This window comes from Streptomyces sp. NPDC007945, from assembly GCF_042958885.1.
Taxonomy (GTDB): Bacteria; Actinomycetota; Actinomycetes; order Streptomycetales; family Streptomycetaceae; genus Streptomyces.
Map to the genome: position 1 here is coordinate 107616 of NZ_JBIBJV010000012.1, position 26870 is coordinate 134485.

The 26870-nt window shown below is 74.7% G+C and carries 24 protein-coding genes; 12 read left to right on the forward strand and 12 right to left on the reverse strand.

Going from position 1 to position 26870, the window contains the following annotated elements:
- Window positions 1–30: 30 nt before the first annotated feature.
- Window positions 31–465 (forward strand): DUF6892 domain-containing protein, encoded by a 435-nt coding sequence (locus ACFZCF_RS29195; RefSeq protein WP_388438440.1) that lies wholly within the window; start codon window positions 31–33, stop codon window positions 463–465.
- An 81-nt stretch (window positions 466–546) separates the two neighbouring features.
- On the opposite strand, the gene ACFZCF_RS29200 is transcribed toward ACFZCF_RS29195, so the two are convergent.
- On the reverse strand, window positions 547–2580 hold the full coding sequence (locus ACFZCF_RS29200) for a UvrD-helicase domain-containing protein (RefSeq protein ID WP_391289915.1): 2034 nt from the start codon (window positions 2578–2580) through the stop codon (window positions 547–549).
- 244 nt (window positions 2581–2824) lie between these two features.
- Between ACFZCF_RS29200 and ACFZCF_RS29205 the strand changes: the two genes are divergently transcribed.
- Window positions 2825–3016 (forward strand): hypothetical protein, encoded by a 192-nt coding sequence (locus ACFZCF_RS29205; RefSeq protein ID WP_391289917.1) that lies wholly within the window; start codon window positions 2825–2827, stop codon window positions 3014–3016.
- A gap of 227 nt (window positions 3017–3243) precedes the next feature.
- Window positions 3244–3540, forward strand: coding sequence for a hypothetical protein (locus tag ACFZCF_RS29210; RefSeq protein WP_388438431.1), 297 nt, complete (start codon window positions 3244–3246; stop codon window positions 3538–3540).
- 35 nt (window positions 3541–3575) lie between these two features.
- On the opposite strand, the gene ACFZCF_RS29215 is transcribed toward ACFZCF_RS29210, so the two are convergent.
- The gene (locus ACFZCF_RS29215) at window positions 3576–5213 is read right to left on the reverse strand and encodes a DNA repair helicase XPB (protein WP_388438428.1); all 1638 of its coding nucleotides are present in this window, start codon (window positions 5211–5213) and stop codon (window positions 3576–3578) included.
- Between the two features lie 146 nt (window positions 5214–5359).
- Between ACFZCF_RS29215 and ACFZCF_RS29220 the strand changes: the two genes are divergently transcribed.
- The gene (locus tag ACFZCF_RS29220; RefSeq protein ID WP_388438425.1) at window positions 5360–5782 is read left to right on the forward strand and encodes a hypothetical protein; all 423 of its coding nucleotides are present in this window, start codon (window positions 5360–5362) and stop codon (window positions 5780–5782) included.
- A gap of 5 nt (window positions 5783–5787) precedes the next feature.
- Here ACFZCF_RS29220 and ACFZCF_RS29225 read toward each other — a convergent pair whose 3' ends face one another.
- Window positions 5788–8466, reverse strand: a complete 2679-nt coding sequence (locus ACFZCF_RS29225) for a helicase-associated domain-containing protein (RefSeq protein ID WP_388438422.1) — start codon at window positions 8464–8466, stop codon at window positions 5788–5790.
- A gap of 76 nt (window positions 8467–8542) precedes the next feature.
- On the opposite strand from ACFZCF_RS29225, the gene ACFZCF_RS29230 reads away from it, so the two are divergent.
- A complete protein-coding gene (locus tag ACFZCF_RS29230) occupies window positions 8543–9790 on the forward strand; it encodes a hypothetical protein (protein WP_391289921.1) in 1248 nt (415 codons plus the stop codon).
- 22 nt (window positions 9791–9812) lie between these two features.
- Here ACFZCF_RS29230 and ACFZCF_RS29235 read toward each other — a convergent pair whose 3' ends face one another.
- Genes ACFZCF_RS29235 through ACFZCF_RS29245 form a run of 3 tightly spaced genes read right to left on the reverse strand, consistent with a single transcriptional unit; the run spans window position 9813 to window position 12768 of the window.
- A complete protein-coding gene (locus ACFZCF_RS29235; protein WP_388438416.1) occupies window positions 9813–10661 on the reverse strand; it encodes an ABC transporter ATP-binding protein in 849 nt (282 codons plus the stop codon).
- On the reverse strand, window positions 10658–11767 hold the full coding sequence (locus ACFZCF_RS29240; protein ID WP_388438413.1) for a FecCD family ABC transporter permease: 1110 nt from the start codon (window positions 11765–11767) through the stop codon (window positions 10658–10660). The genes ACFZCF_RS29235 and ACFZCF_RS29240 overlap by 4 nt, the downstream gene beginning before the upstream one ends.
- Window positions 11764–12768, reverse strand: coding sequence for a FecCD family ABC transporter permease (locus tag ACFZCF_RS29245; protein ID WP_388438410.1), 1005 nt, complete (start codon window positions 12766–12768; stop codon window positions 11764–11766). The genes ACFZCF_RS29240 and ACFZCF_RS29245 overlap by 4 nt, the downstream gene beginning before the upstream one ends.
- Before the next feature lie 80 nt (window positions 12769–12848).
- Here ACFZCF_RS29245 and ACFZCF_RS29250 point away from each other — a divergent pair, with 80 nt between their 5' ends.
- Entirely contained in the window at window positions 12849–13496 is a 648-nt protein-coding gene (locus ACFZCF_RS29250) for an HAD hydrolase-like protein (protein ID WP_391289924.1), read from the forward strand.
- Here ACFZCF_RS29250 and ACFZCF_RS29255 read toward each other — a convergent pair.
- The gene (locus ACFZCF_RS29255; protein WP_388438405.1) at window positions 13493–13771 is read right to left on the reverse strand and encodes a hypothetical protein; all 279 of its coding nucleotides are present in this window, start codon (window positions 13769–13771) and stop codon (window positions 13493–13495) included. The genes ACFZCF_RS29250 and ACFZCF_RS29255 overlap by 4 nt on opposite strands.
- A 79-nt stretch (window positions 13772–13850) precedes the next feature.
- Entirely contained in the window at window positions 13851–15650 is a 1800-nt protein-coding gene (locus ACFZCF_RS29260; protein ID WP_391289927.1) for a zinc ribbon domain-containing protein, read from the reverse strand.
- Window positions 15651–15974: 324 nt separating this feature from the next.
- Between ACFZCF_RS29260 and ACFZCF_RS29265 the strand changes: the two genes are divergently transcribed.
- From ACFZCF_RS29265 to ACFZCF_RS29280, 4 genes are all read left to right on the forward strand, one after another.
- On the forward strand, window positions 15975–17189 hold the full coding sequence (locus tag ACFZCF_RS29265; RefSeq protein WP_391289928.1) for a helix-turn-helix domain-containing protein: 1215 nt from the start codon (window positions 15975–15977) through the stop codon (window positions 17187–17189).
- A gap of 98 nt (window positions 17190–17287) precedes the next feature.
- Window positions 17288–17671 carry a DUF6415 family natural product biosynthesis protein gene (locus ACFZCF_RS29270; protein ID WP_391289929.1) on the forward strand — a complete coding sequence of 128 codons (384 nt, stop codon included), beginning with the start codon at window positions 17288–17290 and terminating at the stop codon, window positions 17669–17671.
- Window positions 17672–17706: 35 nt separating this feature from the next.
- Window positions 17707–17970: a hypothetical protein gene (locus ACFZCF_RS29275; protein WP_391289930.1), complete on the forward strand. Its 264-nt coding sequence runs from the start codon at window positions 17707–17709 to the stop codon at window positions 17968–17970.
- 116 nt (window positions 17971–18086) lie between these two features.
- Window positions 18087–18470, forward strand: coding sequence for a cold-shock protein (locus ACFZCF_RS29280; RefSeq protein WP_359530043.1), 384 nt, complete (start codon window positions 18087–18089; stop codon window positions 18468–18470).
- Window positions 18471–18482: 12 nt separating this feature from the next.
- Here ACFZCF_RS29280 and ACFZCF_RS29285 read toward each other — a convergent pair whose 3' ends face one another.
- From ACFZCF_RS29285 to ACFZCF_RS29300, 4 genes are all read right to left on the reverse strand, one after another.
- Complete coding sequence (locus tag ACFZCF_RS29285; protein WP_391289931.1) at window positions 18483–19328, reverse strand: MqnA/MqnD/SBP family protein; 846 nt, start codon at window positions 19326–19328, stop codon at window positions 18483–18485.
- On the reverse strand, window positions 19319–20074 hold the full coding sequence (locus tag ACFZCF_RS29290) for a futalosine hydrolase (protein ID WP_391289932.1): 756 nt from the start codon (window positions 20072–20074) through the stop codon (window positions 19319–19321). Before ACFZCF_RS29290 ends, ACFZCF_RS29285 begins: the two co-directional genes overlap by 10 nt.
- Window positions 20075–20081: 7 nt before the next feature.
- Window positions 20082–20564: a DUF2771 domain-containing protein gene (locus ACFZCF_RS29295; protein ID WP_388438381.1), complete on the reverse strand. Its 483-nt coding sequence runs from the start codon at window positions 20562–20564 to the stop codon at window positions 20082–20084.
- 91 nt (window positions 20565–20655) lie between these two features.
- Window positions 20656–22032, reverse strand: a complete 1377-nt coding sequence (locus ACFZCF_RS29300; protein ID WP_388438378.1) for an MFS transporter — start codon at window positions 22030–22032, stop codon at window positions 20656–20658.
- Between the two features lie 409 nt (window positions 22033–22441).
- Here ACFZCF_RS29300 and ACFZCF_RS29305 point away from each other — a divergent pair, with 409 nt between their 5' ends.
- Together ACFZCF_RS29305 and ACFZCF_RS29310 are read left to right on the forward strand one after the other, a co-directional pair.
- The gene (locus ACFZCF_RS29305; RefSeq protein WP_391289935.1) at window positions 22442–23368 is read left to right on the forward strand and encodes a DUF3027 domain-containing protein; all 927 of its coding nucleotides are present in this window, start codon (window positions 22442–22444) and stop codon (window positions 23366–23368) included.
- A 336-nt stretch (window positions 23369–23704) separates the two neighbouring features.
- Window positions 23705–26839 carry a sacsin N-terminal ATP-binding-like domain-containing protein gene (locus tag ACFZCF_RS29310; protein WP_391289937.1) on the forward strand — a complete coding sequence of 1045 codons (3135 nt, stop codon included), beginning with the start codon at window positions 23705–23707 and terminating at the stop codon, window positions 26837–26839.
- Window positions 26840–26870 lie beyond the last annotated feature (31 nt).

Consider the following 26870-nt stretch of genomic DNA (forward strand, 5'->3'; position numbering starts at 1 on the left):
CTGTCGGAGCGGCGTGGTACCCATGACCCCATGACCCGGTTCCATGACTTCAACCTCAAGCTGCTCGTCATCGAGGAGCTCATGTACCAGGCGGGGACGCTCCGCCCGGTCTACGACCTGAACGCCCGGATGGCCGAGCGGGGCATCACCGACCCCGCCTCCTACGTCCTGGAGAACGGCCTCCACGAGGAGGTGCTGCCGGAGTCCCGGGAGTACTTCGAGGCGCTGGAGATCCCGGCGGAGCTGCTCGCCACGGTCGAGGAGCTGTGCTTCGACGCGGGGACGGAGGTCTTCCGGCACTGCGCGCCGGCGTGGGACGGCGAGGACGACCTCTTCGACGTGCGGTCGCTCGACGACCTCGATCTGCTGCCGAACCTCCGCGAGGTCACGTTCGTGGAGGACGGCGTCCTCGCGGCCCCCGACGCGGCGAACACCTTCGCCGCACGCGGCATCACGACGGACTGACCCCGCCCGCGCGGCTCGCCGCCGTTTCGTCGTGGGCATACGTTCCGCCAGGGACGCCTGCCCACAGGGACGGCGGGGGCGTTACGGGTTCAGCTGGGGCGGCAGGGGGGCCGCGTGGACGAGGGTCAGGCCGGAGACGGCTCGGGTGAGGGCGACGTACAGGCGGCGGAGCCCGGTGCGTTCGTCGGGTTCGCCGGAGACGACCGCCGCGGGCTCGTCGAGGACCACGTAGTCGTACTCCAGGCCCTTCGCGAGCGAGGCGGGGACGAGGGTGAGGCGGGACTCGGCGGTCGTCTCCTCGCCGGGGGAGAGGTACGCGAGGCCCGCCGCCCCCAGCGCCTCCGCCAGCGGTGCGATCCGCGCGTCCGCGGCGATCAGGCCGATGGAGCCCTCGTGCGCGAGCGCGTCCACGCACGCCGCGACGACCGCCGCGTCGGACGGCGCCGCCACCTCGCGGATCTCGAAGTCGCCCGGGTTGTCCCGGACGGACTCCACCGGCGCCAGGCCGGGCGCCATGTGCGGGAGGAGCCGGGAGGCGTAGGCGATGACGTCGGTGGGGACGCGGAAGCCCGCCGTCAGCTCCTCGACGCGTGACCCCGGCTTGCCGAGGTGCGTCAGCGCCTGCTCCCAACTCGCCGTGGCCCACGGCGTGGTGCCCTGCGCCAGGTCGCCGAGGACGGTCGCCGAACCGGTCGTGCAGCGCCGCCCCACCGCTCGGTACTGCATCGGCGACAGGTCCTGCGCCTCGTCGAGGACCACGTGCCCGAGCGAGTGCGTCCGCTCGACGAGGTCCGTCGCCTCGTCGATCAGCACCGCGTCCGCCGCCGACCACTTCGCGGTCTTCACGCTCCGCGCGGGCTTCGCCCACAGCAGCAGTTTCTGCTCCTCCTCGCTCAGCACCCCTTCCGCGTGCTCCGCGAGGAACTCCGCGTCGCCGAGCAGCCGGAGCACCAGCTTCGCCGGGTCGACGGCCGGCCAGCACTCCTTGACCATCGCCTTCACCGCCGGGTTCCGCGCGACCGCGTTCTGCACCCGATCGTCGGGCGCCTCGCCGGCCTGCTCCATCCGTACGAGGACGGTGTGCGCGACGCGCTGCGGCAGCGCCTCCCTCGCGGCCCCGTAGCGGATGTCGCGGGCGGTCAACTCCCGCACGATCTCTTCCAGTTCGTACGCGGGGACGCGCCAGCGCCGGGAGCCGCGGACCACCATGAGGGGTTCCGTCGGCAGGGTGACGTGCGACCAGACCGCCCGCCGCAGCACCTCCGCCATCCGGGCGTCGCCCTTGACGACCGCGGTCGGCGCCTCGTCCGTGCCCCGCACCTCCACGTGCGCGACGAGGTCGTCGACGGTCGCCTGCTTCACCTCCAGCTCGCCGAGCGCGGGCAGCACCTGCTCGATGTACTGGAGGAAGGACCGGTTCGGCCCGATGACGAGGGTGCCGGTGCGGGCGAGCCGCTCCCGGTGCGCGTACAGGAGGTACGCGACGCGGTGGAGGCCGACGGCCGTCTTCCCGGTCCCGGGGCCGCCCTGCACGCACAGCGTGCCGGACAGGTCGGCGCGGACGATCTCGTCCTGCTCGGGCTGGATCGTCGCCACGATGTCCCGCATGGGGCCGACGCGCGGCCGCTCGATCTCGGCCTGGAGCAGCCGGCTGGTGCGGGCCAGCTCGGTCGGGTCGGAGAGGTGCTCGTCCTCGTACGCGGTGAGCTCGCCGCCCGTGTACCCGAAGCGGCGGCGGAGCCCGACGTCCTGCGGGTCCTTCTTCGACGCCTGGTAGTACGGCTGCGAGACCGGCGCGCGCCAGTCGATGACCATGGGGTCGCCGTGCGCGTCGTGGACGTGCCGGCGGCCGATGTAGAAGCGCTGCCCCTGCTGGGTGGGCGGCAGGTAGTCGAGCCGGCCGAAGAAGAGCGGGGTGTGGGAGAGGTCGGCGAGCGCCTTGATGCGGTCCTCGATCTGCCGTTCCAGGACGATCGAGTTCACCCAGTTCGCGGTGACGTCCTTGATGTCCAGCGCCTCGACCTCCTCGCGCATCGCGCGCAGGGCGGCACGGGAGGACGAGAGGTGGGCCCGCTCGCGTACGAGCGGATCGTCGGTGGGCACGGCAGCGGACACGGTGAAGCCTCCGGTCGGTACACGGATCACGGACACACGGGCACGTCGATGTGGCCGCCGGTTTCCGACCGGACGGCGGCGCTCTCCGTACGCGGACGGGAGGCGGGGAAGCCGGTGAGTCTAACGCCGGACCGGGGGCCCGGGCGAATCGGTTTCCCGTAGGGGGCGGGGTCCGCCGTAAGGGTGAGCCGGGTTCCGTCCCCAGGGCGATGTGCGGGGAATGTCCGGATTCCAGAATGGAGTCATGAGCGCGACGACCTTCACCCTCGTGACCACCGTCCCCCGTCCCCGGCCCGGCCGCCTCGCGGCCACGGCCCTCCGCGCGGCCCGGGCCTTCGGCTCCGCCGCCGTCGGCGTCGCCCTCCTCGGCGACCTGGGCCCGGAGGGCGCCGGCGTCCGCAACCCCCGCCCCGCGCACCTGCGGGACCGGGCCTGACGCGGGCGTCGGAAACCCCCGTCCGGCGCGCACCCGCGAGACACGGGCCTGACGCGGGCGCCGAGAACCCCCACCTCGCGCGCACCCGCGGGACCGGGCCTGACGCGGGCGTCGGCATCTCCGCCCCCGCCCACCCGCGGGACCCGGACCGGGACTGAGTACGCGTCCGGCGCCGGCTGAGTACCCGCACCCCTGACGGCGGCACGGCGCGGTGCTGGGATGGGGCCATGACGACACCGCGCCCCGCCCCCGACCCGTACGCCCCGAGCCCGCTGGCGCTCCGCGCCTTCGCGGCCTTCGGCCTGCTGCTCGTCGCGGTCTGCGCGGTGGCGGCCATGGCGGTCACCCTCGACGACGCGATCTCCGGCGACGGCGTCGGCGGCGGCTTCGTCACGGCCGGCTTCTGGGCCGTGGGCCTCGCCGCCGCGGCGGGCGTGGCGGCCCTCGTCGTGCCCCGCCGCGCCCTCGTCACCGCCCAGTACGTCCTGGCCCTCGCGGGCCCGGTCCTGGCCCTGCTGGACTGACGGACCGGGGGACGGACGGGCCGGGCCCGGCCGGGCTACGGCGCCAGCAGCTCGTCCGCGTCGACGATCCGATACGCGTACCCCTGCTCCGCCAGGAACCGCTGCCGGTGGGCGGCGAAGTCCTGGTCGATGGTGTCGCGGGCGACGACCGAGTAGAAGTGCGCCTGGTGGCCGTCCGCCTTGGGGCGGAGCACGCGGCCGAGGCGCTGGGCCTCCTCCTGGCGGGAGCCGAAGGTGCCGGACACCTGGATGGCGACGGTCGCCTCGGGCAGGTCGATGGAGAAGTTCGCGACCTTCGACACGACGAGGACGTTGATCTCGCCGTTGCGGAAGGCGTCGAAGAGCCGCTCCCGCTCCTTGTTCGTCGTCTCGCCCTTGATGACGGGCGCGTCGAGGTGCGCGCCGAGCTCGTCGAGCTGGTCGATGTACTGGCCGATGACGAGGATCTGCTGCCCGGCGAACTTCTTCACCAGCGCCTCCGTCACCCGCCGCTTCGTCGCGGTCGTCGCGCAGAAGCGGTACTTCTCCTCCGCCTCGGCCGTCGCGTAGGCGAGCCGCTCCGACTCGGTGAGGTTGACCCGGACCTCGACGCAGTCGGCGGGCGCGATGTACCCCTGCGCCTCGATCTCCTTCCACGGCGCGTCGAACCGCTTCGGGCCGATCAGCGAGAAGACGTCCGCCTCCTTGCCGTCCTCGCGCACCAGCGTCGCGGTCAGGCCGAGCCGGCGCCGGGCCTGGAGGTCGGCGGTGAACTTGAAGACCGGCGCGGGCAGCAGGTGCACCTCGTCGTAGACGATCAGGCCCCAGTCGCGGGAGTCGAAGAGCTCCAGGTGCGGGTAGACGCCCTTCCGCTTGGTGGTGAGGACCTGGTACGTGGCGATGGTGACGGGCCGGATCTCCTTCTTCGTCCCGCTGTACTCGCCGACCTCGTCCTCGGTCAGGGTGGTCCGCTTCACCAGCTCGTTCTTCCACTGCCGCGCGGAGACGGTGTTGGTGACGAGGATCAGCGTCGTCGCCTTGGCCCTGGCCATCGCGCCGGCGCCGACCAGCGTCTTGCCGGCGCCGCAGGGCAGCACCACGACCCCGCTGCCGCCGTGCCAGAAGCCCTCGACGGCGTGCTGCTGGTACGGCCGCAGGCTCCAGCCGTCCTCGGCGAGCTCGATGGGGTGCGCCTCGCCGTCGACGTACCCGGCGAGGTCCTCGGCGGGCCAGCCCAGCTTCAGCAGGGTCTGCTTGATCTGGCCGCGCTCGGAGGGGTGCACGACCACCGTGTCGGGGTCGATCCGAGCCCCGACCAGCGGCTGCACCCGCTTCGACCGGAGGATCTCCTCGAGGACCGGCCGGTCGGTCGTGGTCAGCACCAGGCCGTGCGCGGGGTGCTTGGTGAGCGTGAGCCGGCCGTACCGGTCCATGGTCTCGGCGATGTCGACGAGCAGCGCGTGCGGCACGGGGTACCGGGAGTACTCGACCAGCGCGTCCACGACCTGCTCGGCGTCGTGTCCGGCGGCCCGCGCGTTCCACAGCCCGAGCGGCGTCACCCGGTACGTGTGGATGTGCTCGGGCGCCCGCTCCAGCTCGGCGAACGGCGCGATCGCCCGCCGGCACGCGTCGGCGAGCTCGTGGTCGACCTCCAGGAGCAGCGTCTTGTCGCTCTGGACGATCAGGCAGGACACACATACCTCCGCAGGCAGGTCGCGGCGAGGGAAACGTACAAGTCTACCTCGCCGCCGGGTGGACTCCCCGGTCTGAGTACGGGCGGTCGCGCGGGATGAGTAGGCGTGCGGTGGGGCGGGCGGGGCCGGGCCGGTGTGATGGGGACATGAAGCCGCGCACCACCCCCGCACCCACCGCCGCCTCCGCGTCCCCCGCCGTTTCCGCCTCCGTCGCCTCCGCGCCCGCCGCCGTCTCCGTCTCGGCCGCCTCCGCCGGTGAGGCGGTCGATCCCCGCTGGTGGGGGCCGCCGCTGGTGGGGACGTCGGTCGCGCCCGTGGTGTCGTGGGGGGCGGCGGTGGCGGGAGGCCTGTTCGAGGCCCTTCCCGTCTGTCTGGCCGCCGGGTTCCTCCTGCCCCTCGCGGTCGTCGCACCGGGATGGTTCCTCGCCCGGACCGCGCGGCGGCGGCGGACGCGCGTCCGGCTCGCGGCCGCCGGGTGTGCCCTGGCGGCGGCCTATCCCCTGCTGCTGGCGCAGTTCGCGTGGATGGTCTTCTTCGTCATGCTCCTCACCGGCAACGTCCGTTCCTGACGGCCTCAGGCCTCCTCGTCCGCCAGTTCCGCGACGCCCGTGATGCGGTGCAGGGGGTAGGTGCGGACCTCGTCGGCCGTGTGGTCGTAGCCGGTGACGAAGCCGCCCTCGACGCGGACGGGGGCGATGACGCGCTGGCTGGCGGCGCCCTCGGCGTTGACGTAGCCGATCCAGACCGCCGAGCCGGTCATCGCGGCCGCCTGCACGGTCGCCAGGGTCTCCGCGGCCGAGGTGCGGGGGAGACCGCCGGTGGTGACGGGGGCCGAGGGCTCCTTGCGGACGGCCGTGGCGGCGTGGTCGCCGGCCCGGATCGCGCGGACCGCGGCCTTCAGCAGGGTGGCGTCGGGGGCCGGCGGGCCGTCGGGGACGGGCGCCGGGGGCGTGCGCGGCGGGGTGCGGTGGGCGTCCGCGCGGGTGATCATGACGTCGCCCTCCGCCGACTCCGCCGCCGGGGCGTACCCCAGGGACCGCAGGCCGTCGAGGAGCGAGGCCGGGTCCGTCTGGGCGGCCAGCACCGTCGGCGCCAGGCGGCGCAGGCGCAGGGGGGCCGAGCGGCGGTCCGCGAGGATCTCGCCGAGCAGCGCGTCGTCGTCGCAGCGCACGTACGCGGAGGCCGCGCCGATCCGCAGGTGCCCGTGCCGCCGCGCCACGTCGTCGATGAGGTACGCCAGGGGCTGCGGCACCGGGGTGCGCGCGTGCGCGGCGAGGAAGGCGTGCAGGTCGGAGGCGGTGCGGCCGGTGTCGAGCGCGCGTCGCACCGAACCGGGCGTGAACCGGTAGACCGTCGCGCCACCCTTCGACTCCACGTCCGCCAGGACCGCGAGCGCGTCGGCCAGCGGCCGCTGCAGCGGGCCGGGGGCGACCGCCGTCAGGTCGGCCTGGAGGAGCACGTGGTCGACGGCCTGCGGCAGGAGCGGTTCGAGGAGTTCCGCCGCGCGCTCGGCCGCCACCTCCGGTTCCACCCCGCCGCCCGCCGCCGAGGGCTCCGCGGCCTTCCCGAGCGGCAGGTTGAGCAGTGCCCGCGCGGGCGTGGACAGCGCGCCGCGCCCTGTGACGCCGAGCAGTTCGGCGTCCCCGAGGGCCCAGCGCGCGAGCCGTTCCCGCAGGTCGGCGGCGGGACGCGCGGCGCCGGCGCCGCGCCCGGCGGCCGCCTCCGACGCCCAGGGCCCGGCCGCGCCCGGCTCCGCACCCGCACCCGTGCCCGCACTCCCACCCGTGCCCGAGGCCGCGCCGGTCGCGGGCACGGCCGCGGGGGGAGCGGGTGTGCTCCTCGCCGTCGTCGTACCGCGCGTCGGCCGTTCCCAGCGGAGGCGGGTCAGCAGGGACTCCGGGTCGGCCGCCGCGCCCGGCGGCAGGGTCGCCAGGAGCGCGAGGACCCGGTGACGTACCTCCGGCGCCGCCGCCCGGTCCAGGTCGGGGCCGAGCGCGGACAGCGTGCGGCCCTTCGCGTCCTGGCCGCCGACGAGCCCCGGGGTGCGGGTCGCCGCCAGCCAGGCGCCGACCAGCCGCGCCCAGCGTTCCGCCGGCGGCTGGTCGAGCCAGTCGTCGTAGGCGGGCGTCGGCGCGTACCGCTCGTCCGCCTCGCCGTCCGAGGCCAGCAGCCCCGCCCCGTACGCCAGCTCCAGCCAGAACGCCGCCACGTGCTCCGGCACGTCGAGCGCCGCCGCCGTCCGCTTGAGGTCCCGCACCGCGAGCCCGCCGGCCCGCAGCACCGCCGGGCCGCCGTGGTCCCAGGACTTCAGCAGCTCCTCGACCGTGGCGACGGCCGCGTACGCCTGCCCGGCGGCGGCACTGTCCACAACCTGGGGACGGTACTCGCGGACCACCCCCACCTCCGGCGCGCGCGGCTCCGGCGCCCGGTGCGCCCGCCCGCCCCGCAGGTGCAGCGCCACCTCGCGGGGCAGCACCATCGTGCGCGGCGACACCGGCAGCAGCAGCCCGCGGTCCCGCAGCCAGCTCACCGGCGCCGTCGGCCGCGACGTCACCTCCCCGTACGGCGGCCCCCACACCAGTCGGTCGAGGACGGCGAGCGCCTCCGGCGGCGCCGTGTCGAGCAGCGCCCCCATCCGCTCCCGGTCCGTGAAGAGTCCGGTCAGCGCGGCGACCGCCGACACCGGGTCGTGCGTCGACGGCAGTCCGGCCGCCGCCACGATCTCCTGGAGCCGCCCCGGCGACATCCCCGCCGTCGCCTCCGCGACCGTCGGCCCGAGCCCCGTGGGGGACGGATGCTGCGGCGACGGGGCGAGCAGCTCGCGCGCGGTCCGCACGAGCCGCAGCCGGTCGTCCTCGCCCCACACCAGCGCCTGCTCGCGCAGGCGCGCCACCGCGCCCGGCAGCGCCGCCTCGATCTCCGGCTCCTCGTTCCCGCCGGTGAACAGGTCGAGCAGGACGGGGTACGGGGCCGGGTCGGGCGCCACCGCCAGGGCCTCCGCCACCTGGAGCGAGAACCGGTCGAGCCGCTCCAGGGCCCGCACCACCGAGGCCCGCGTCCCGGCCCGGGTGGCCAGCTGCGTCAGATCGTTCGGCACCGGACCCAGCAGGTCGGGGCGGGCCCGCAGCAGCGCGGCGAGCCCGTCGTCGCCGCGCGCCCGCAGCGCCTCGGCCAGCGTGCGCGGACCCGCCGCGGTCCCCTTCGGACGTCCCTCGGGCACGTGCGCCTCCCGGTCCAGCTCGCCGATCCCCATCCGCCCCACGTTATCCGCTGCGATGGCGCTACCGTCAGGACCGGGACGGGGTTCGGCCGGACGGTGGAGGGGCGGCGTGGGCATCGAGAGCGACCGGATGGTCTTCGACTACCTGAGCGAGGTCGGCGACCTCGCCCAGCAGCGGCACCTCCCGCCCGGCGACCGGACCGCGCTGGTCGCCGGCCTCCGCGACGAGATCGACCGCCGGCGCGCCACCCGCGGCGATGAGTCCCCCAGGGCCGTCCGGGGGATCCTCGGCGACCTGGGCACCCCCGACGAGGTCGTCAGGAAGGCCGCGTCGGCGGCCTCGAGGGCCTCGGCCGAACCGGCTTCCGGGGCATCCGCGGCGGTTTCGGCATCGGGTTCGGCATCGGCGGCCGGACCGCAGGCGTCACCCGGACCGCAGGCGTCACCCGGACCGCAGGCGTCACCCGGACCGCAGGCGTCACCCGGACCGCAGGCGTCACCCGGACCGGAGACGCCGCGCAAGGAGTCCCGTACCGCCCCGGGCACCTGGTGGTCCGACTCCCGCAAGCCGTCCCGCAGGCTCTCCCGCAAGCCGTCCCGTCAGTCCTCCCAGGGGCCCTCGAAGGCCGCCGGCGCCCCCGCGCCCCCGGCCCCCGTGCCGCACCCCCGTCCGGGTGGCACCGACACCTCCGGCTGGTGGGCCGACGACCCGGCCGCCGACCCGCACGCCCCCGGCTCCGGGGCGGGGGCGCCGGACCCGGACGCGCTCGGCCTCTCCGGCGGGGCGGGGACGCTGGACCCGGGCGTGCCCGGTTTCTTCGGAGGCATCGAGGCCCCGGAGCTCTTCCGGCCGCCGGAGCCCGAGGCGGAGGCCGCGGAGGAGGAGGGCGGCGAGGAGACCGCCCCCGGGAGCCGGGTCCGCCGCGCCGCCGGATGGCTGCTCGGCCGCCGGCGCCGCCCGCACGCGCAGCCCCCGGAGGCGGCCCCTGAGGAGGAGGCCGCGCCGGTCCGGGCGCGCGGCTTCGCCCACCCCTTCCTCCTGCTCGCCGCCGTGCTGCTGATCGCCGGCGCCGCGTTCGGCTGGCTGATCGCGCTGGCCCTCGGCTGGCTCATCGCGTACGGCTCCCGCCGGCTGAGCCCCGGCCAGGTGAAGACGGCCGTGTTCGTGCTGCCCGGCCTCGCCGCGGCGGGCGGCGTCGCCTGGCTCTGGGGCCGGGTGGAGGGCCGCTGGGGCGAGGCGGTGGCCGCCGGCGGCGACGCCATGGGGCAGGCCGTCGCCGAGACCTGGCCCTGGACCCTGCGGGCCGCCGCCCTCGCCTCGGCCGCCTACCTCCTGCTGCGCGCCCGCCGCCCCTGACCCCCCGGCGGCCTCCGTCCGCCTACGACTCCTCCCACGGAGCCCCCGGCACCACCAGCGGCGACCCCGTCACCGGGTCGGGGACGACGACGGACGGGAGGCCGAAGACGTCGCGGACCATCGCCTCGGTGACGATCTCCGACGGGGGTCCCTGCGCCACCACCCGGCCCGCCTTCATGGCGATGAGGTGGTCGGCGTACCGCGCGGCCTGGTTCAGGTCGTGGAGGACGAGGACGACCGTCCGGCCGCGCGCCCGGTTGAGGCGGCGCACCAGGTCCAGGACCTCCACCTGGTGCGCGATGTCCAGGTAGGTGGTCGGCTCGTCGAGGAGCAGCAGGTCCGTCTCCTGCGCCAGGGCCATCGCGATCCAGACGCGCTGCCGCTGGCCGCCGGAGAGTTCGTCGACCGAGCGGTCGGCGAGGGCGGCGACGTCCGTGCGGGCCATCGCCTCCGTCACCGCCCGCTCGTCCTCCTCGGACCACTGCTTCCACCACGCCTGGTGGGGCTGGCGGCCGCGCGCGACGAGGTCCGCGACCGTGATCGCCTCGGGGGCGACGGGCGTCTGCGGCAGCAGGCCGATCGAGCGGGCGATCCGCTTCGTCGGCAGCTTCGCCAGCTCCTCGCCGTCGAGCAGCACCGCGCCCCGCACCGGCTTCAGGAGCCGGCCGAGCGCCCGCAGGGTCGTCGACTTGCCGCAGGCGTTGGGCCCGACGATGACGGTCACCCGGCCGTCGGGGACCACCAGGTCGAGGTCCTCGACGACCGTCCGGCTCTCGTAGGCGAGGGTCAGCCCCCGCGCGGCGAGCCTGCCGCCGACCGCCGCGCCCGGCCCCGGCCCCACACCCGTACCCGTACTCGTCTCCGCGCTCATGCCTTCCCTCCCGTACGGCTCCGGACGATGAGCCAGATCAGATACGGGGCGCCGACCGCCGCCGTGAGGACACCCACCGGAAGTTCCACCGGGGAGAACAGCCGCCGTCCGATCAGGTCGGCGGCGACCACGACCAGCGCGCCGAGCAGCGCCGAGCCGAGCAGCGGGATCTGCGCCGTGCGCGTCACCCGGCGGGCGATCTGCGGGGCGAGCAGCGCCACGAAGTCGACGGGCCCGGCGACCCCGGTCGCCACGGACGCGAGGACCACGCCCACCGCGACGAGACCGAGCCGCACCCGCCCGAGCCGGACGCCGAGCGCGGTCGCCGTGGCGTCGTCGAGGGAGACGGTCCGCTGGGCGCGGGCCGCCCACAGCACGGCGGGCAGCATCAGCAGCAGCGTCCAGCGGACCGGCGCCGACTCCTCCCAGCCGCGCCCGTTCAGCGAGCCGGTCATCCAGATCTGCGCCTGCTGGGCGACGAGGTAGTCGCCCTTGGTCATGAAGAGGGTGATCAGCGAGCGGAGCGCGATCGCGATGCCGATGCCGATGAGGACGAAGCGGGTGGCGTGCAGCCCGCCGCGCCAGGCGAAGGCGTACACGAGGGCGGCGGCGAGGACGCCGCCGGCGATCGACAGGTACGGCAGCACCGTGTACGAGGCGAGGCCGAAGGTCATCGCGGCGACGGTGACCGCGCCCGCGCCCTGGCTGATGCCGATGATGTCGGGCGAGGCGAGCGGGTTGCGGGCCACGGTCTGGATGAGCGCGCCGGCGATCCCGAAGGCGGCGCCGACGGCGAGCGCGGTGACGAGCCGCGGCTCGCGGAGCTCCTCGACGACGAACGCGGCGGGCGAGTCGCCGCCGGTGAGGACGGTGAGGACCTCGCCGGGGGAGAAGGTCTTCTCGCCGACGCAGAGGTACGCGACGGAGACCGCCGCGAGCAGCAGGAGGAGCACGGCGGCGGCGAGCACCGACCGCCGGTGCACGAGGAAGGAGGCGGGCCCGAGCCGGAGGAGCCCGTACCCGGCGGGCCGCGCGGGACCGGCGGGCGGGGCGGGGGCGACCGGCGCGCCGGGCGCGCCGGGGGCGTTCTTCAGGAGGGCGCTCACGCCGGCACCGCCTTCCGGCGCACCAGCGTCACGAGGAACGGCACGCCGATGAGGGCCGTCATGACGCCCGCGGGCACCTCGCCCGGCGGGAAGACGATCCGGCCGGCCACGTCCGCGACGAGCACCATCACCGGGCCGATCAGCGCGGCCATCGGCAGCACCCACCGGTGGTCGGAGCCGACGACGGCACGGGCGATGTGCGGGACGGCGAGGCCGACGAAGGCGATGGGTCCGGCGGCGGCGACGGCCGCGCCGGTGAGGACGGTCGCGCCGAGCCCGCCGACGATCCGGACGGTGGCGACCTTCTGCCCGAGCCCCTTGGCGACGTCCTCGCCGAGCGCCAGCGCGTCCAGACCGCGCGCCACGGAGAGCACCAGCACGGCGCCGATCAGCAGGAACGGCCAGATCTGCGTGATCGTGGCCGCGTCCCGCCCGTCGAGGGAGCCGGTCTGCCAGAACCGGAACTCGTCGAGCGCCGCCGCCTTCGTCGTCAGCACGCCGGTCGTCACCGACAGCAGCAGCGCGTTGATCGCCGCGCCGCCGAGGGCCAGCTTCACCGGGGTGGCGCCGCCGCGGCCGCTGGAGGCGATCGCGTACACGGCGACGGAGGCGAGCGCGGCGCCCACGAAGGCGAACCACACGTAGCCGGAGAGGCTGTGCACGCCGAGGAAGGCGATGGCGAGGACGACGGCCACGGAGGACCCCTGGCTGATGCCGAGGATGCCGGGGTCGGCGATCGGGTTGCGGGTGATGCCCTGGAGGGCGGTGCCGGCGAGCGCGAGGGCGGCGCCGACCATCAGGCCGATGACGGTCCGGGGCACCCGGAGCTGGCGCACCACGTCGGCGTCGTCGCCGGTGCCGGTGCCCAGGAGCGCGTCGAGGACGGTGCCGGGGGCGATGGCCCTGGCGCCGACGGCGAGGCTGAGGAGGACGGCGAGCAGCAGGGCGACGACGGCCGCCGAGGTCGCGAGGACCCGTCTGGAACGGAAAGCGGCTGTCATGGGCACCCATCGGGCGAGAAGGAGGTTCGGTAAGGCTTGGCTCAGTCTAAGCAGCCGCCCTATTCGAACATCCGGGCACAATGTCCCCCATGACGACGAACGTTTCCGCAGGCCCCCTGACGGTCGGCTTCGACCTCGACCTGACCCTCCTCGACACCCGCCCCGGCATCAAGGCGACCTTCCTCGCCTTCGCGGAGAAGTACGGCGTCGAGGTCGACGCCGACCTCGTCGTCACCCGGCTCGGCCCGCCGCTGGAGCACGAGATGGCCCACTGGGTGCCCGCCGAGCAGGTCACCGAGATGACCGCCCGCTACCGCGCCCTGTACCCCGAGTACGCGATCGAGCCCACGGTTCCGATGCCGGGCGCCCGCGACGCCCTCGACGCGGTCCGCGAGGCCGGCGGCCGCACCGTCGTCGTCACCGCCAAGAACGCCCCCGACGCCCACCGCCACTTCGCCCACCTCGGCATCGAGCCGGACGCCGTCGCCGGCCGCCTCTTCGCCGAGGCCAAGGCGGAGGCGCTGCGCGAGTACGGCGCCTCGGTGTACGTCGGCGACCACGTCGGCGACGTCCGCGGCGCGAAGGCCGCGGGCGCCCTCTCGGTGGCCGTGGCGACCGGCCCGTGCAGCCCCGAGGAGCTCCGCGAGGCGGGCGCCGACGTGGTCCTCGGGGACCTGACGGACTTCCGCGCCTGGTGGAAGGCGTACGTGGCGGAGACCGCCCGCTAGACCGCCTGCCGGCCCCGCCGGGCCTGCCGCCGCTGCGCCGCGACCGACCGGAGCACCCCGGCGGCGGCGAGCGCGAAACCGACGCCCATCAGCATCGACACCAGGTAGGCGACGGTCGGGAAGGGGTCCGTCCCGAGGAAGAGCGGAGCCACGGTGACCAGCGTCGCGACCGCCCCGATCGCGAAGACGACGACACCCGCCTTGACGAGCCCGTCACCCGGCGCGGAATCGTCCACCGAGCCGGCCACCGGTCCTGTAGGGGTTTCACTGCTCATCCGGCCAGGGTAGTTCCCTGGCCGGAGGAAGACTTCGGCGGCGTCTTGTCACGGACGCGCGGAGCATTAGCGTCTCTGATCAGACGGGCGATCCCGCAGGAACCGTCGGGCCCGCCTGGGGCGCCGCCCACCTGGGCGGGGAGGCGTGGGCGTGAAGGTGGAAACCCGCCCCCAACGCTGCTCCTCGCGACCGGTGTCGGCTGGCGGGCGTGCTGATCGTGGTCACGCTCTGGTGCCGGTGGGCCGCGCGAGGCAGCCGTCGCCGGTCCGTAGGTGCGTGTCCCTCCGGACGCTGGCTGGCGTGACCGGTGGGTCGTGCCGGGGAGGGAACCCCGCGTCGCCTGGGCGCGGGGCGGTCGGTGCGTGGCCGGGTGGGGCCGGTCTTGGACCGGTCCGACCGGGCGGTCTCGGGGATGGTGGTGAGGACGGCTGCGGCTTCGAGTCGGTCGACCACCGTACGGATGACCATCTGTCCGCTGGTGCGGTCGGTGACGGTCTTGGTCTGGTGGGCCAGGCCGCGTGCGGCGATGCGGCGCCAGGCGCCCTGGTCCCGGTCGCCCTGCCAGCCGCAGCCGGGGCAGAGGGCCCATTTCCAGCCGGGCACGCCAGGCCGGTCGGGGGCTTTGCGGTGGCGCAGGGTTGTGAGGCAATGGGGGCAGTGTCTGGAGGTGTTGCGTGGGGGGACGGTGACCACGGCGATGCCGGTCTCGGCGGCCAAGTGCCGCGTCCACCGGGCGACCTGTCCGCGTACGGTCTGGGAGAGGCGGGTGTTCATCGTGCGGCCCATGCCCCTGGCCTCCAGCGACCGCAGGTCTTCCAGGTAGATGACCGTGGCTCCGGCGGCGATCGCCTGGTCGACGGCCCAGCGGGCGGCGGACCGGGCGAGGGCGTCGTTGAGGTTCGACCGGCGTTGCGAGACGTGCCGGATCTCCTCCGCCAGCCGTTCCGCCTTGCTGTTCACGCTGGGGTCGGCGAGCCGCGCATAGTGTTCGGTCTTGGAGCGGAGGTGTTCGCTGATGCGGCGGAGCCGGTGCTGCTTGGCCAGTACACCACCTGCCCGGAACTGTCCGCCCGGCCCGAGGGCGGTGAGCCGACCGTCGTCGTGCAGCCGGACGGCGCCCGCGCTGAGAAGGGTGTTCAGACCCCAGTCCACCCCGAGGGCGACGGTGTGGCCGGAGCGTTTCGGCCTCGGTACGGGGTGGGCGTAAGCGAGGTCGACTCGGACTCTTCCGTCCACGGCGCGAAGGGTGGGCAGATGGAGCACGGCGTCGGCGGGGATCGTGGGTGGTAGCGCGATGAGGCAGGCCACCCAGGCCCAGTCCGCGTACGACTGCGGATCCGGCCGGATCGGAAGCTGGAGGCGCAGCAGTCCCCGATGTCCGTCCTCGGAGCGCTCGATCGTGGCCTGCTGGCCGTCGCACGCGGCGAGCACCAGCATGTGGGGGGTACGCGGGGCGGGTTCCAGCTCGAACACATTTACGGGAAGATGCCCGTGCCTGCGAAGGTAGGTGGCGATCTGGCGGGTGCGGGAACGGATCACGTTGGTCTGTAGCCGCTCCCCGCCGGGAATCGCGCCCCGTACCTGGTCCCACTCCGCGGTCGTGCGCCGCTCCGGATCCGCGGGCCAGGCTGCCAGGACCCCGGCCGTCACATCCGCGCGCCACTTCGCCGACCGCAGCACGCGCCCTGCGTGTTCCTGTGCCATGCGTACGATCCGGTCGTTCACCTTCACGCCCCCGGTCGGGGCGACGACCCAGCCCAGGCGGCGCAGAGCCATCCAGGCTTTCGACGGCAGCCCGCGGCCGTCCGCGTCCACCCCCGAACCCAGCGCGTCCACGTCAGTGGCGTTCCAGTGTTCGGACAGTAGGGCGCCGACCATTCCGGCCACCATGTCGGTACACCAACCGACACGTTCCGCGAGGACGGCGGGAGCGAGGACTTCGCCGGTCCTCTCCACCACCCCCGACCGGAGCACGGCGCGGGCGCAAGCGGTGCGGGCCGCCTCTCCTGTGTGCAACGGCAGCTTCCGGCTCACCACCCCTCCCCTCGGCTGCGGTGTTGTCATCAGATCAACGACCGCATCAAGGAAAGGTCACCTATTCGATCCAGGAACTCGTGGACACCACTTGACCCGTGGGCAGCATGGACCTCGAACGAGACGCATACGCCTGAGGCCTGGAAGGCACCGGCGTACGGTGGCGGCGTGACGACCGAAGACCTCGGCAAGACCCTGCGTCGGCTGCGCCGTCTCGCGGGCCTGACGCAGGAAGAGCTGTCAGAGCGTTCGAACGTGTCCGTGGACGTGATCCGGCAGCTTGAGCAGAGACGGAAGCACTCGGCGCGACTCCCCACACTGCACGCCCTGGCAAACGGGCTGGGAGTGGAGTTGACGACGCTGCTCGGTGACCCTCCGGCGGTTTCGTCCCAAGGGGAGAACGATGGTCCCAGGTTCGTGGCGGTGCGGCGTGCGGTCATGCCCGCGCTCTCGGCCCCGGAGCCGTCACCGCCGGCTTCCGACTTCTCCCTGGCCGCGCTGCGCGAGCGGATCGCGGACGGCTGGACCCGTTATCACGCAGCCGAGTTCGACGCGGTCATGGATGCCCTGCCCGCCCTCATCTCCGACGCCCGTTCGGTCACGACTTCCGCGGGCCGGGAGGAACGGGAGGAAGGATACGCCGCTTTGGGTAAGGCGCTTCAGCTCGCCGGGCACGTGGCTGTGCGGATGGGGAAGACGGACCTGGCGCTGATCAGCCTGGAACGAGCCATGGACGCCGCCGTCCAGTCGTCGAACCCTCTGCTCCTCCCCATGCTGGTGAACTCCACGGCGTGGACGTACCAGCGGCAGGGACGGCTCGAAGACGCCCTGGCCATCGCCCTGCACGTTGCGGACGACATGAAGAGCGGGGGTCTCACCGAGACCGCGGACGGTTTGAAGGTGTGGGGTGGGTTGACGATGAGCGCCGCCACGTCGGCGGCGAGGAGTGGGGACTACGATCGCGCGGCCGCCCTCATGGGCCATGCGGAGGAGGAGGCCGGGCGCGTCTCCAAGCTTCCCGAGGGCGGTGACAGCCGCATGGTGAGCGTGTTCAGCCCGTCGTCCGTCCGCATCGAGCGGGTGCGTCTCGCCGTCCAGTACGGCCATCCCGATGACGCTCTGGCGCTCGCCAAGGGCGTGCGACTGAGCAAGGACACCCCGCCGTCCTGGCGGACCTGGCTGCTCCTGGACGTGGCCCGTGCCCATACGGACATCGGGGACGCGGCGAGCGCGGTCAAGACCCTGGAATCCCTGCGTAAGGTGGCCCCGAGCTGGATGCGGCACCACACGCTGGCCGTCGCGATCGTGCGTGACCTGTGGTCGCTCCCCAACCATCCACCGGGGCTGAGGTCATTGGCCGAATTTCTGGGAGTCGTCGGCTAAGGGGCCGAAAGTGGGACACTGCGTCCCTGTCGGCGCGCCCACCCGGTCGATTGCATGGGAGGCCACCCGGAGCCTGGCCTACCCCAAGGAGTCGACACGTGAACGCCACCGTCCGCAGCGCAGCGGAACAGGTCCCCGGTCAGACAGACCCGCTCGACGTGCAGAGGATGCGGGAGACGGCCCGAAGGGTACTCAGGGAAGGGGCGGAGACTCTGTCTCCGGAAGAACTGGACAGTCTGACCCAGGCCCTCCGGGGGATGCTCATGCTGGTCATCCCCGGGGTGACCGCAGCAGCCGACAGATACCCGAAGGGGGATATTTCGCGCGTCTGTGCCCTGGTGGGTGTCGAGGAGGCTTCCCGCCGGCTCAGGACCCGCCCCGTGCCGACCGATTCCCGCTGGGCGCTGAGGCACGTCCAGCGGCTCGCGCGGTCGGTGATGGCGCTCATGGACCACTACGTGAACCTCGGAGGTCGGGCATGAGTCGGGCGCTCTTCTTCTGCCGGGGCTGCGAGGGCGTGATCACGGAGGAGGCCGACGCGGTGTTCCTCTGGCACGAGGCGGGGAACAGCGGCCCGGGGAGGGACGTGTACGCCCACCCCGAGCACGTCCACCGAGTGAGGGAGGACGAGACCGCTGTCCGTCTCCTCGCGCGCATCCTCGTCAAGCGCCTGACCTCCCCGGACGCCACGTGGCGCAGGAACCTCCGACACGGCGATTCCGACGACCTTCTCCCGGACCGCGCTGCCCGTTCTCAGGTCCTTTCCCAGGTCGGACCTTGACCCGTTCGAGTGCGGGATTAACCCTCACTGTGCCTGGGGACGTCCCCAGTAAGGTGTTCCAGGGCATTTCCACGGGCGCCCAGGAGTGTCCGGTACCGACAGAGGGAGCGTGTGCTTTGCCGACTGGCAAGGTCAAATGGTTCAACAGCGAGAAGGGCTTCGGCTTTCTCTCCCGTGACGACGGCGGTGACGTCTTCGTGCACTCGTCGGTGCTCCCTGCCGGAGTCGACGCACTGAAGCCGGGCCAGCGGGTGGAGTTCGGTGTGGTCGCGGGTCAGCGGGGTGACCAGGCGCTGTCGGTGACGGTCCTCGACCCGACGCCGTCGGTGGCGGCGGCGCAGCGGCGCAAGCCGGACGAGCTGGCGTCGATCGTGCAGGACCTGACGACGGTCCTGGAGAACATCACGCCGATGCTGGAGCGCGGCCGGTACCCCGACAAGGCGGCCGGCAAGAAGATCGCGGGCCTGCTGCGGGCGGTCGCGGACCAGCTCGACGTCTGATCCGCGGTCCCGTCAGGGGAACGACAGCGCGTCCGGGCCGAGGGGCGGTACGAGCCCCTCGGCCGCGGCGCGCGTGAGCAGGCCCCGGACCGCCGCGTAGCCGTCCTCGCCGAGGTCGGCGGTGAACTCGTTCACGTACAGGCCGATGTGCTGGTCGGCGACCTTCGGGTCCATCTCCTGCGCGTGCTCCATGACATACGGCCGGGAGGCGGCCGGGTCGTCCCAGGCCATCCGCACCGAGCGCCGGGCGGAGTCGGCGAGGAGCCGCAGGGTGTCGGCGCCGAGCGAGCGGCGGGCGACGATCGCGCCGAGCGGGATCGGCAGGCCGGTGGTGGACTCCCAGTGCTCACCCATGTCGGCGAGGCAGTGGAGTCCGTACGACCCGTAGGTGAAGCGGGCCTCGTGGATGACGAGGCCGGCGTCGACCTTGCCGTCCCGGACGGCGGGCATGATCTCGTGGAACGGCAGCACGACGACCTCGCCGACGCCCCCGGGGACGGTCTCGGCCGCCCACAGCCGGAAGAGGAGGTAGGCGGTCGAGCGCTCGCTCGGCACCGCGACCGTCTTCCCCCGGAGGTCGAGGCCGGGCTCGCGGGTCAGGACGAGCGGGCCGCAGCCGCGGCCGAGGGCCCCGCCGCAGGGCAGCAGCGCGTACTCGTCGAGGACCCACGGCAGGACGGCGTACGAGACCTTCAGGACGTCGTGGCCGTCGGTGCCGCCCTCCGCCCAGCCGTTGGTGACGTCGATGTCGGCGAAGGTGACGTCGAGGCGCGGGGCGCCGGGGACGCGGCCGTGGGCCCAGGCGTCGAAGACGAAGGTGTCGTTGGGGCAGGGCGAGTAGGCGATCTTCAGCTGCACGGCCGGGCCTCCGACAGGGTGGGTTCGAGTACGGTCACGGCCCGGCGCAGCGCGGCCAGGGCGTCGCCGATGCGCCAGGCGGCGCGGTCGCGGGGCCCGACGGCGTTCGACACGGCCCGGAGTTCGAGGACCGGGGTGCCGTGCGCGGCGGCGGCCTCGGCGACCCCGAAGCCCTCCATGGCCTCGGCGGCGGCCCCCGGGTGCCGGGCGGCGAGCTCGTCGGCGCGGGCGGCGGTGCCGGTGACGGTGGAGACGGTGAGGACGGCGCCGGTGGTGTGCGGGAGCCCGGCTGCCGCGAGGGCGGCGGCGACGGGTTCGGTGAGGGCGTCCGGGACGGGGTGGACGGAGCGGCCGAAGCCCAGCTCGTCGACGGGCAGGTAGCCGTCGGGCGTGTCGGCGCCCAGGTCGGCGGCGACGATCGCGTCCGAGACGACGAGCGAGCCGAGCGGGGCGCGGCCGGGGAAGCCGCCGGCGATGCCGGCGGAGACGACGAGGCGGTACGGCTCGCCGGCGAGCGCGGCCCGGGTCAGGGCGGCGCCGGTCGCGGCGGCGACGGCCGCGGGCCCCACACCCCCCACGAGGACGTCGAGGCCGTCACGGCCGTCCGGGACCTCGTACCGGCGCAGCACGAGGCCGCCCGGCACGGGAAGCTCCCCGGCCGGGCGTGCGGGGCCGTCCGTGAGGCCGCCGGCGACGGAGTCCGCCTCCGCCGCCACGGCCGTCACGATCAGGATCCGGTGGGACACCGGAGGATCAGGATTCCTTCTTCAGCTTGAAGTGCCAGATGCCGGTGAGCGTCTTGCCGGTGTTCTCGACGATCGTCACCTGGGTCTCGTCGGGGGTCTCGCCGCTCTGCTGGGCGGAGAAGAAGGCGCTGGCCGGGATGGTCCGGTACGTCTTCTTGTACGGCTCCGGCTCGGCCTGCTGGCCGCCGAGGAAGATCGTCCAGCCGTTGTCGGCGATCGACGGGTCCACACCGAAGCGGATCTTGTCGTCCATGGCGACGGTGATCGACTTCTCGGCCTTCTTGTTGAGGCACTTCTGGACGTCGGACTCCTTGATGGGGTCGCCGTCGTTGTAGCAGGCCGCCTCGGAGTTGATCGATTCGGACCCGACCGTGACGGTCGCGATCGGAGTCGGCTTTTCGCAGGCGGTGAGGACGAGGAGCCCGGCGGAGACGGCCCCGAGGGCGGCAGCGGCCCGGCGGCGCGAGCCGGAGAAGAACGCAACGGTCATGAGCCGAAGGCTATCGGGCCGCCGCGCCACCGACGCGCGGGGGTACGGCGCGCCGCGCTCCCGGGGCCGATACGCCTCCGTCCGGGGCGCCTCAGGCGACCTTCGCGCGCTGCGGCCGGTCCGAGGTGCCCGGGCCCCGGGACGACAGCAGGCCCCGTACGGCGAGGAGCGCGCCGATCGCCAGGAAGCAGGCGGCCGCCGCCATCCCCACCGTGCCGTTCAGCGGCATCACGATGCCGAGCGCGCCGCCCACCACCCACGCCATCTGCAGCGCCGTCTCGGAGCGGGCGAACGCCGAGGTCCGCACGACCTCCGGCACGTCCCGCTGGATCAGGGCGTCGAGCGACAGCTTCGACAGGGCCTGCGTGAGGCCCGCGACCGCGCCCAGGACCGCGACCATCACCCCGCCGAAGAAGACGGCGGCGCAGACCGCCGCCGTGAGCACGGTGGAGATCATCGTGGCGATGATCACCTCCGGCCGGTGGCCCCGGTCCCGCAGCAGCCCGCCGGCCGCCGTCCCGCAGGCGTTCCCGACGCCCGCCGCCACGCCCACGATCCCCAGGGACACCGCCGCCGACTGCCCCGACAGCGGATGCTCGCGCAGCAGGAACGCCAGGAAGAAGATCAGGAAGCCGGAGAGCATCCGCTGCGCCGCGTTCGCCTGGAGACCGTGGAGCACCGCGGGACCCACCGTCCGCAGACTCGGCTTCTTCTCGCCGTGCGTCAGCAGGTGCGCCCGTCGTTCGCCCTTCGCCGAGTCCACCTTGGGCGGCATCCGCACCGCCCAGTACGTCCCCAGCAGGAACAGCGCGCAGGCCCCGAAGAGCGGCCAGCGCGGGCCGACCAGCTGGAGCCCCGCCCCGATCGGCGCGGCGACGCCGGTCGCGAGCAGCCCGGCGAGCGTCACCCGCGAGTTCGCCTTCACCAGCGAGAAGCCCGTGGGCAGCAGCCGGGGCACCACGGCGCTGCGCACCACTCCGTACGCCTTCGACGCCACGAGCACGCCCAGCGCCGCCGGGTACAGCTCGATCCCGCCCGTCGCGACCGCGCCCGACATCAGCACGGCGAGCACGGCCCGGGTGACCATCGCCGCCGCCATCGCCGCCCGCCGGCCGTGCGGCAGCCGGTCGAGGATCGGGCCGACGACGGGCGCGAGGAGCGTGAACGGCAGCATGGTGATGGCGAGGTAGAGCGCGACGCGCCCGCGGGCCTCGTCGGTCGGCACCGAGAAGAACACCGTCGACGCGAGCGCCACGGTGATCATCACGTCCCCGGCGCCGTTGACCGCGTGCAGCTCGATCAGCTTCCCGAGGCCCGACTCGCCCGCGCCGTGCGCGTGGGTGGCCCGCCGGATGCCCTTCGCGGTCCCCGTGAACGGCAGGTGCAGGGCACGCCCCACCGCCCGGCCCACTCGACGGAGCGGCCCGGGTCGATCGTGGGATCGGCCGGAGGACCGTGCGGCTGCCACCACCTCATAGTGCCCCAACCCGGGGCCGCCCGAACCGAGCGGACGCCCCGGGGTGTCGGGGACACGCCGGGGCGGCGAGAGCCGGGCGCGGGCGCGGACGCCGCCCCGGGCACGGGTCCCGGGGGCCGTGCCCGCGGGACGGATCCGGGTCACTTGGGGCGCGCAGGTGGGCCCAGGCCCGCGAACGGGGTAGCGTGCGTAGCGCGCCACCGGCGGTTCCTCTCGGCCGCGCGCCCCTTCGGCATCCCGCAGAATGGATGACGATAGGTGCGCCCGAGACATGTGAGTCCGGTCGGGTGCGGACGTCGATGCGGCCCCCAGGTCCGCTCCGCCCGCCCCGCCCCCGGAGCCTCGCTCCCGAGCCTCGGCCGGCGCACCCGTGAGACGGCGTAGGAGAGAAGCGAGACCTGTGAGTGCTGCGACGACGCGAGACCGTGCCCCGCGAGCTACGCGTACCCCGGCCCCCGACCGCCTCTGCGCCGAGGCCGTAGACCTCGCGCGGGAGGCGGCCGAGGAGGCCGCCGCCCCCGGCGTCGTCGGCGAACACTCCGGTGTCGTCGCGGAGGGCGACCGGGTCGTCACGCACTTCTTCGAGTGCAAGGAGCCCGGATACCGCGGCTGGCGCTGGGCCGTCACCGTCACCCGGGCCTCCCGCGCCAAGAACGTCACGCTTGACGAAACCGTCCTGCTGCCCGGCTCCGACGCCCTCCTCGCGCCCGAATGGGTGCCGTGGAGCGAGCGGCTGCGGCCCGGTGACCTCGGGCCCGGCGACCTCCTGCCCACCGAGCAGGACGACCCGCGCCTGGAGCCCGGCTACACCGGCGAGGACGCGCCGCCGCCGAACTCCGTCGTCTCCTCCGAGCTCGCGGACCACCTCGACGTGGAGGACGCCGAGATCACGGACCGGGCGCCGACGCGCGGTGCGATCGCGGCCGTCGCCGAGGAGCTCGGCATGGGCCGGGCCCGCGTCCTGTCCCGCTACGGGCTGCGGCTCGCCGCCGACCGCTGGGACGAGTCCTTCGGGCCCCGTACCCCGATGGCCCAGGCGGCGCCCGCGACCTGCCAGTCCTGCGCCTTCCTGATCCCGCTGGCCGGTTCGCTGAGCCAGGCCTTCGGCCTCTGCGCCAACGAACTGTCGCCGGCGGACGGGCGGGTCGTCTCGCTCGCGTACGGCTGCGGCGGGCACTCGGAGGCGGCGGTCATGCCGACCCCTCCGCGTCCGGCCGAGCCCGCCCTGGACTCCACGGCGGTGGACCCCTTCCCCCTCCGCCCCCCGACGGACTCCGGCAGCATCCTCCCCGAGGACACCACCACCGCGGACCTGGGCCACTCCTGACCCCCGCCCCGCCGGGACGCGCACCCCGCCGGGACGCGCGTCCGGCCGGCCGCGCCTGACCGGACCCGAACCCCGCCGGACCCCGGACCTCCGGGCCCGCACCGGGAACGGCGCCCCGCACCGGGCCCGGGTTTCCGCGCCTCAACGCCGCACCTGTGGGGCACGCCGTAGGCGTGCCCACCTCCCCCTAGCCCTCGGCTCCGCCTCCGTTCCGGGGGTACCCCGTCGCCCCGCTGAGCGCCCGCTCCCACGGTGCGGGGGTTCTCGGAGGGGTCGTCGGCGGCCGGCGCGGGGCGCGGTAACTTCGGCGCGGGACCGAAGGCCGGAAACAGCAGAGTGGAGTCACACGTGAGCGTCACCGTCAGGACGACGACCGACGGCAGCGACCCCTTCGGCACCGCGCGACTCCGCAGAGGGGTGCTGGACGCCTGGACCGCCTCACCGGCCCGCTTCCGCGAGGACGCGAACGCCGAGGAGGACCTCGCGCTGGGCGGCTACCGCGACCGCCTGGTGGTGGAGCTGGCGCAGAACGCCGCCGACGCCGCGGCCCGCGGCGGCACGACCGGGCGGCTCCGGCTGACGCTGCGTCCGGCGGACGCCGACGGCCCGGCCGTGCTGGCCGCCGCCAACACCGGCGCCCCGCTCGACGCGACCGGCGTCGAGTCGCTGTCCACGCTCCGCGCCTCCGCGAAGCGCACCGAGCGGGACGCGGCGGCGGCCGTCGGCCGCTTCGGCGTCGGGTTCGCCGCCGTCCTCGCCGTCTCCGACGAGCCCGCCGTCCTGGGCCGGCACGGCGGCGTCCGCTGGTCCCTCGCGGAGGCCCGCGAGATGACCGCCGAGGTGGCCCGCCACGTCCCGGGCCTCGGCGACGAACTGCGCCGCAGGGACGGCCACGTACCGCTGCTGCGGCTGCCGATGCCCGCCGAGGGCACCGCGCCGGAGGGGTACGACACGGTCGTCGTCCTGCCGCTCCGGGACGCCGCCGCGCTCGGCCTCACCGAGCGGCTCCTCGCCTCCGTCGACGACGCGCTGCTGCTCACTCTTCCGGGTCTCTCCGAGATCGTGGTGGAGACCCCGGACGGAGTACGCACGCTGACCCGTTCCGAGGAGGACGGGTACGTGCGGATCGAGGACTCGGCCGCCGAGGGCCCGAACCGCTGGCGGACCGTCGGCCGCTCCGGCCCGCTCGACCCGGGCCTGCTCGCCGACCGTCCGGTCGAGGAGCGGCTCCGCCCGCACTGGTCGGTCACCTGGGCGGTGCCCGTGGACGAGGCGGGCGCCCCCCGCCACCCCCGTACCGCGCCCGTGGTGCACGCGCCGACGCCGACCGACGAGCCGCTCGGCATCCCCGCGCTGCTGATCGCCTCGCTGCCGCTGGACACGGCCCGCCGCCACCCGGCGCCGGGGCCGCTGACGGACTTCCTGGTGCGGCGGGCGGCCGACGCGTACGCCGAACTCCTCGCCGACTGGCGGCCGGTGACGAACGCCGCGCTCGACCTCGTACCGGGCCCGCTCGGCAAGGGGCCGCTCGACGGGGCGCTGCGCGAGGCGATCCTGGAGCGGCTGCCGCGGGTCGCGTTCCTCGCGCCGGCCGCGCCGACGGAGGACCTTCCGGCGCTGCGCCCGATCGAGGCGGAGGCCGTCGAGGGCGCGGGCGCGGAGACGGTCGCGGTGCTCGCCGAGGTGTTCCCGGGGCTGCTTCCGGCGGGTCTGGAGCGCCGGCCGGAGCTGCGGACGCTCGGGGTGGGCCGGGTGCCGCTGACGGAGGCGGTGGACCGGCTCGCGGGCGTGGAGCGGGCGCCGGAGTGGTGGCGGCGGCTCTACGACTCGCTCGTCGGGGTGGACCCGGACCGGCTGACGGGCCTGCCGGTGCCGCTGGACTCGGGCCGGACGGTCATCGGGCCGCGCCAGGTCCTGCTGCCGCAGGAGAGCACCCCGGCGCGGCTGTCGCGGCTCGGCCTGAAGGTGGCGCACCCGGAGGCCGTCCACCCGCTCCTGGAGAAGCTGGGGGCCCTTCCGGCGACGCCGCACGCCGTCCTGACGACCCCGCAGGTGCGGGCGGCGGTCGCGCACTCCCTCGAATCGGCCGACCTGTGGGACCTGGACGCGGCGGAGCTGGACGCGGACGAGCTGGTGGACGTCGTCCTCGGTCTCGTACGGGACGCGGACCTGGAGCCCGGTGACGAGCCGTGGCTCGGGGCGCTGGCCCTTCCCGACGAGGACGGCGAGCTCGCGCCCGCGGGCGAGCTCGTCATGCCGCACTCGCCGTTCGCGGCGGTCATGCGGGAGGGCGAACTCGCCTTCGTCGACGCGGAGCTGGCCGACCGCTGGGGCTCCCGTCCGCTCGCCGCCTGCGGGGTCCTCGCGGACTTCGCGCTGGTCCGGGCGACCGATCTCGTGCTCGACCCGGACGACCTGGAGCCCCGGACGGGCGACTTCCCGGAGTCGGACGACGCGGGGCTCCTCGAAGCGGTCGACGTGTGGTGCGAGGACGTCCTCGACCAGCTGCCGTCGTCCGCGGTGCCGCCGGTGGCGACGGAGATCGTGGCCGTGCGGGACCTGGACCTGATCGACGACGACGCCTGGCCGCACGCGCTGGCGCTCCTCGCCCGGCCGCCGTACCGGGACGCCCTGATCCAGCCCGTACGGGTCCTCCTCCCGGACGGCACGACGCGGACGGTCCGCCCGTACACGGCGTGGTGGCTGCGCGACCACCCGGTCCTCGGCGGGCGCCGGCCCGCGGGCCTGCGGGCGGAGGGCTCGGACCCGCTGCTGGCCGGCCTGTACGACTCCGCCGACGCGACCGGCTTCGACGACGAGCAGGTGCTGCAGGCCCTGGGCGTCCGCACCTCCGTGGCGGCGCTCCTCGACGAGCCGGGCGGCGCGGCGGAGCTCCTCGCCCGTCTCGCGGACCCGTCCCGCGAGGTCACCGCGGCCCAGCTGCACGCCCTGTACACGGCGCTCGCGGACCTGGATCCCGAGGAGGTGACCCTGCCGGACGAGCTGCGGGCGGTGGTGGACGGCGAGCTGGTGGTCGTGGACGCCTCCGAGGCGCTGGTCGCGGACGCGCCCGACCTCCTGCCGCTCACCGCCGGCCTGCCGCTCCTGCCGGTCTCCCCGTCGCGGGCGGCCGACCTCGCGGAGCTCTTCCAGGTCCGCCGCCTCAGCGGGGCGGTGGAGGCGCGGGTGACGACGGAGGGGGAGGTGCACGAGGTCCCGGCCCCGGTGCTCGCCCTCCTCGGCCCCTCCACCCCCGCGACCTATGTCGAGCACGAGGAGCTCCGCGCGGGCGGCACGGAACTGGACTGGCGCCTCACGCCCGACGGCACCCTGCACGCCGCCACCCTGGAGGGCGTGGCGGCGGCCCTGGCCTGGGCCACCCGGCAGTGGCCGCGCCGCTTCGAGGTGGCCGCCCTCCTGGAGGACCCCACCCGCACCGGTGAACTGGCCCGCGACCGCTGGTTCGACTGACCGCCCGGGCCTGACGCGGCGTGCCCGCGCC

Coding starts and splice junctions, on each gene's coding strand:
- ACFZCF_RS29195 (WP_388438440.1), top strand. CDS start 31: ATGACCCGGTTCCATGACTTCAACCTCAAGCTGCTCGTCATCGAGGAG.
- ACFZCF_RS29205 (WP_391289917.1), top strand. CDS start 2,825: ATGAGCGCGACGACCTTCACCCTCGTGACCACCGTCCCCCGTCCCCGG.
- ACFZCF_RS29210 (WP_388438431.1), top strand. CDS start 3,244: ATGACGACACCGCGCCCCGCCCCCGACCCGTACGCCCCGAGCCCGCTG.
- ACFZCF_RS29220 (WP_388438425.1), top strand. CDS start 5,360: ATGAAGCCGCGCACCACCCCCGCACCCACCGCCGCCTCCGCGTCCCCC.
- ACFZCF_RS29225 (WP_388438422.1), bottom strand. CDS start 8,466: ATGGGGATCGGCGAGCTGGACCGGGAGGCGCACGTGCCCGAGGGACGT.
- ACFZCF_RS29235 (WP_388438416.1), bottom strand. CDS start 10,661: ATGAGCGCGGAGACGAGTACGGGTACGGGTGTGGGGCCGGGGCCGGGC.
- ACFZCF_RS29245 (WP_388438410.1), bottom strand. CDS start 12,768: ATGACAGCCGCTTTCCGTTCCAGACGGGTCCTCGCGACCTCGGCGGCC.
- ACFZCF_RS29250 (WP_391289924.1), top strand. CDS start 12,849: ATGTCCCCCATGACGACGAACGTTTCCGCAGGCCCCCTGACGGTCGGC.
- ACFZCF_RS29255 (WP_388438405.1), bottom strand. CDS start 13,771: ATGAGCAGTGAAACCCCTACAGGACCGGTGGCCGGCTCGGTGGACGAT.
- ACFZCF_RS29260 (WP_391289927.1), bottom strand. CDS start 15,650: ATGGTCGGCGCCCTACTGTCCGAACACTGGAACGCCACTGACGTGGAC.
- ACFZCF_RS29295 (WP_388438381.1), bottom strand. CDS start 20,564: ATGACCGTTGCGTTCTTCTCCGGCTCGCGCCGCCGGGCCGCTGCCGCC.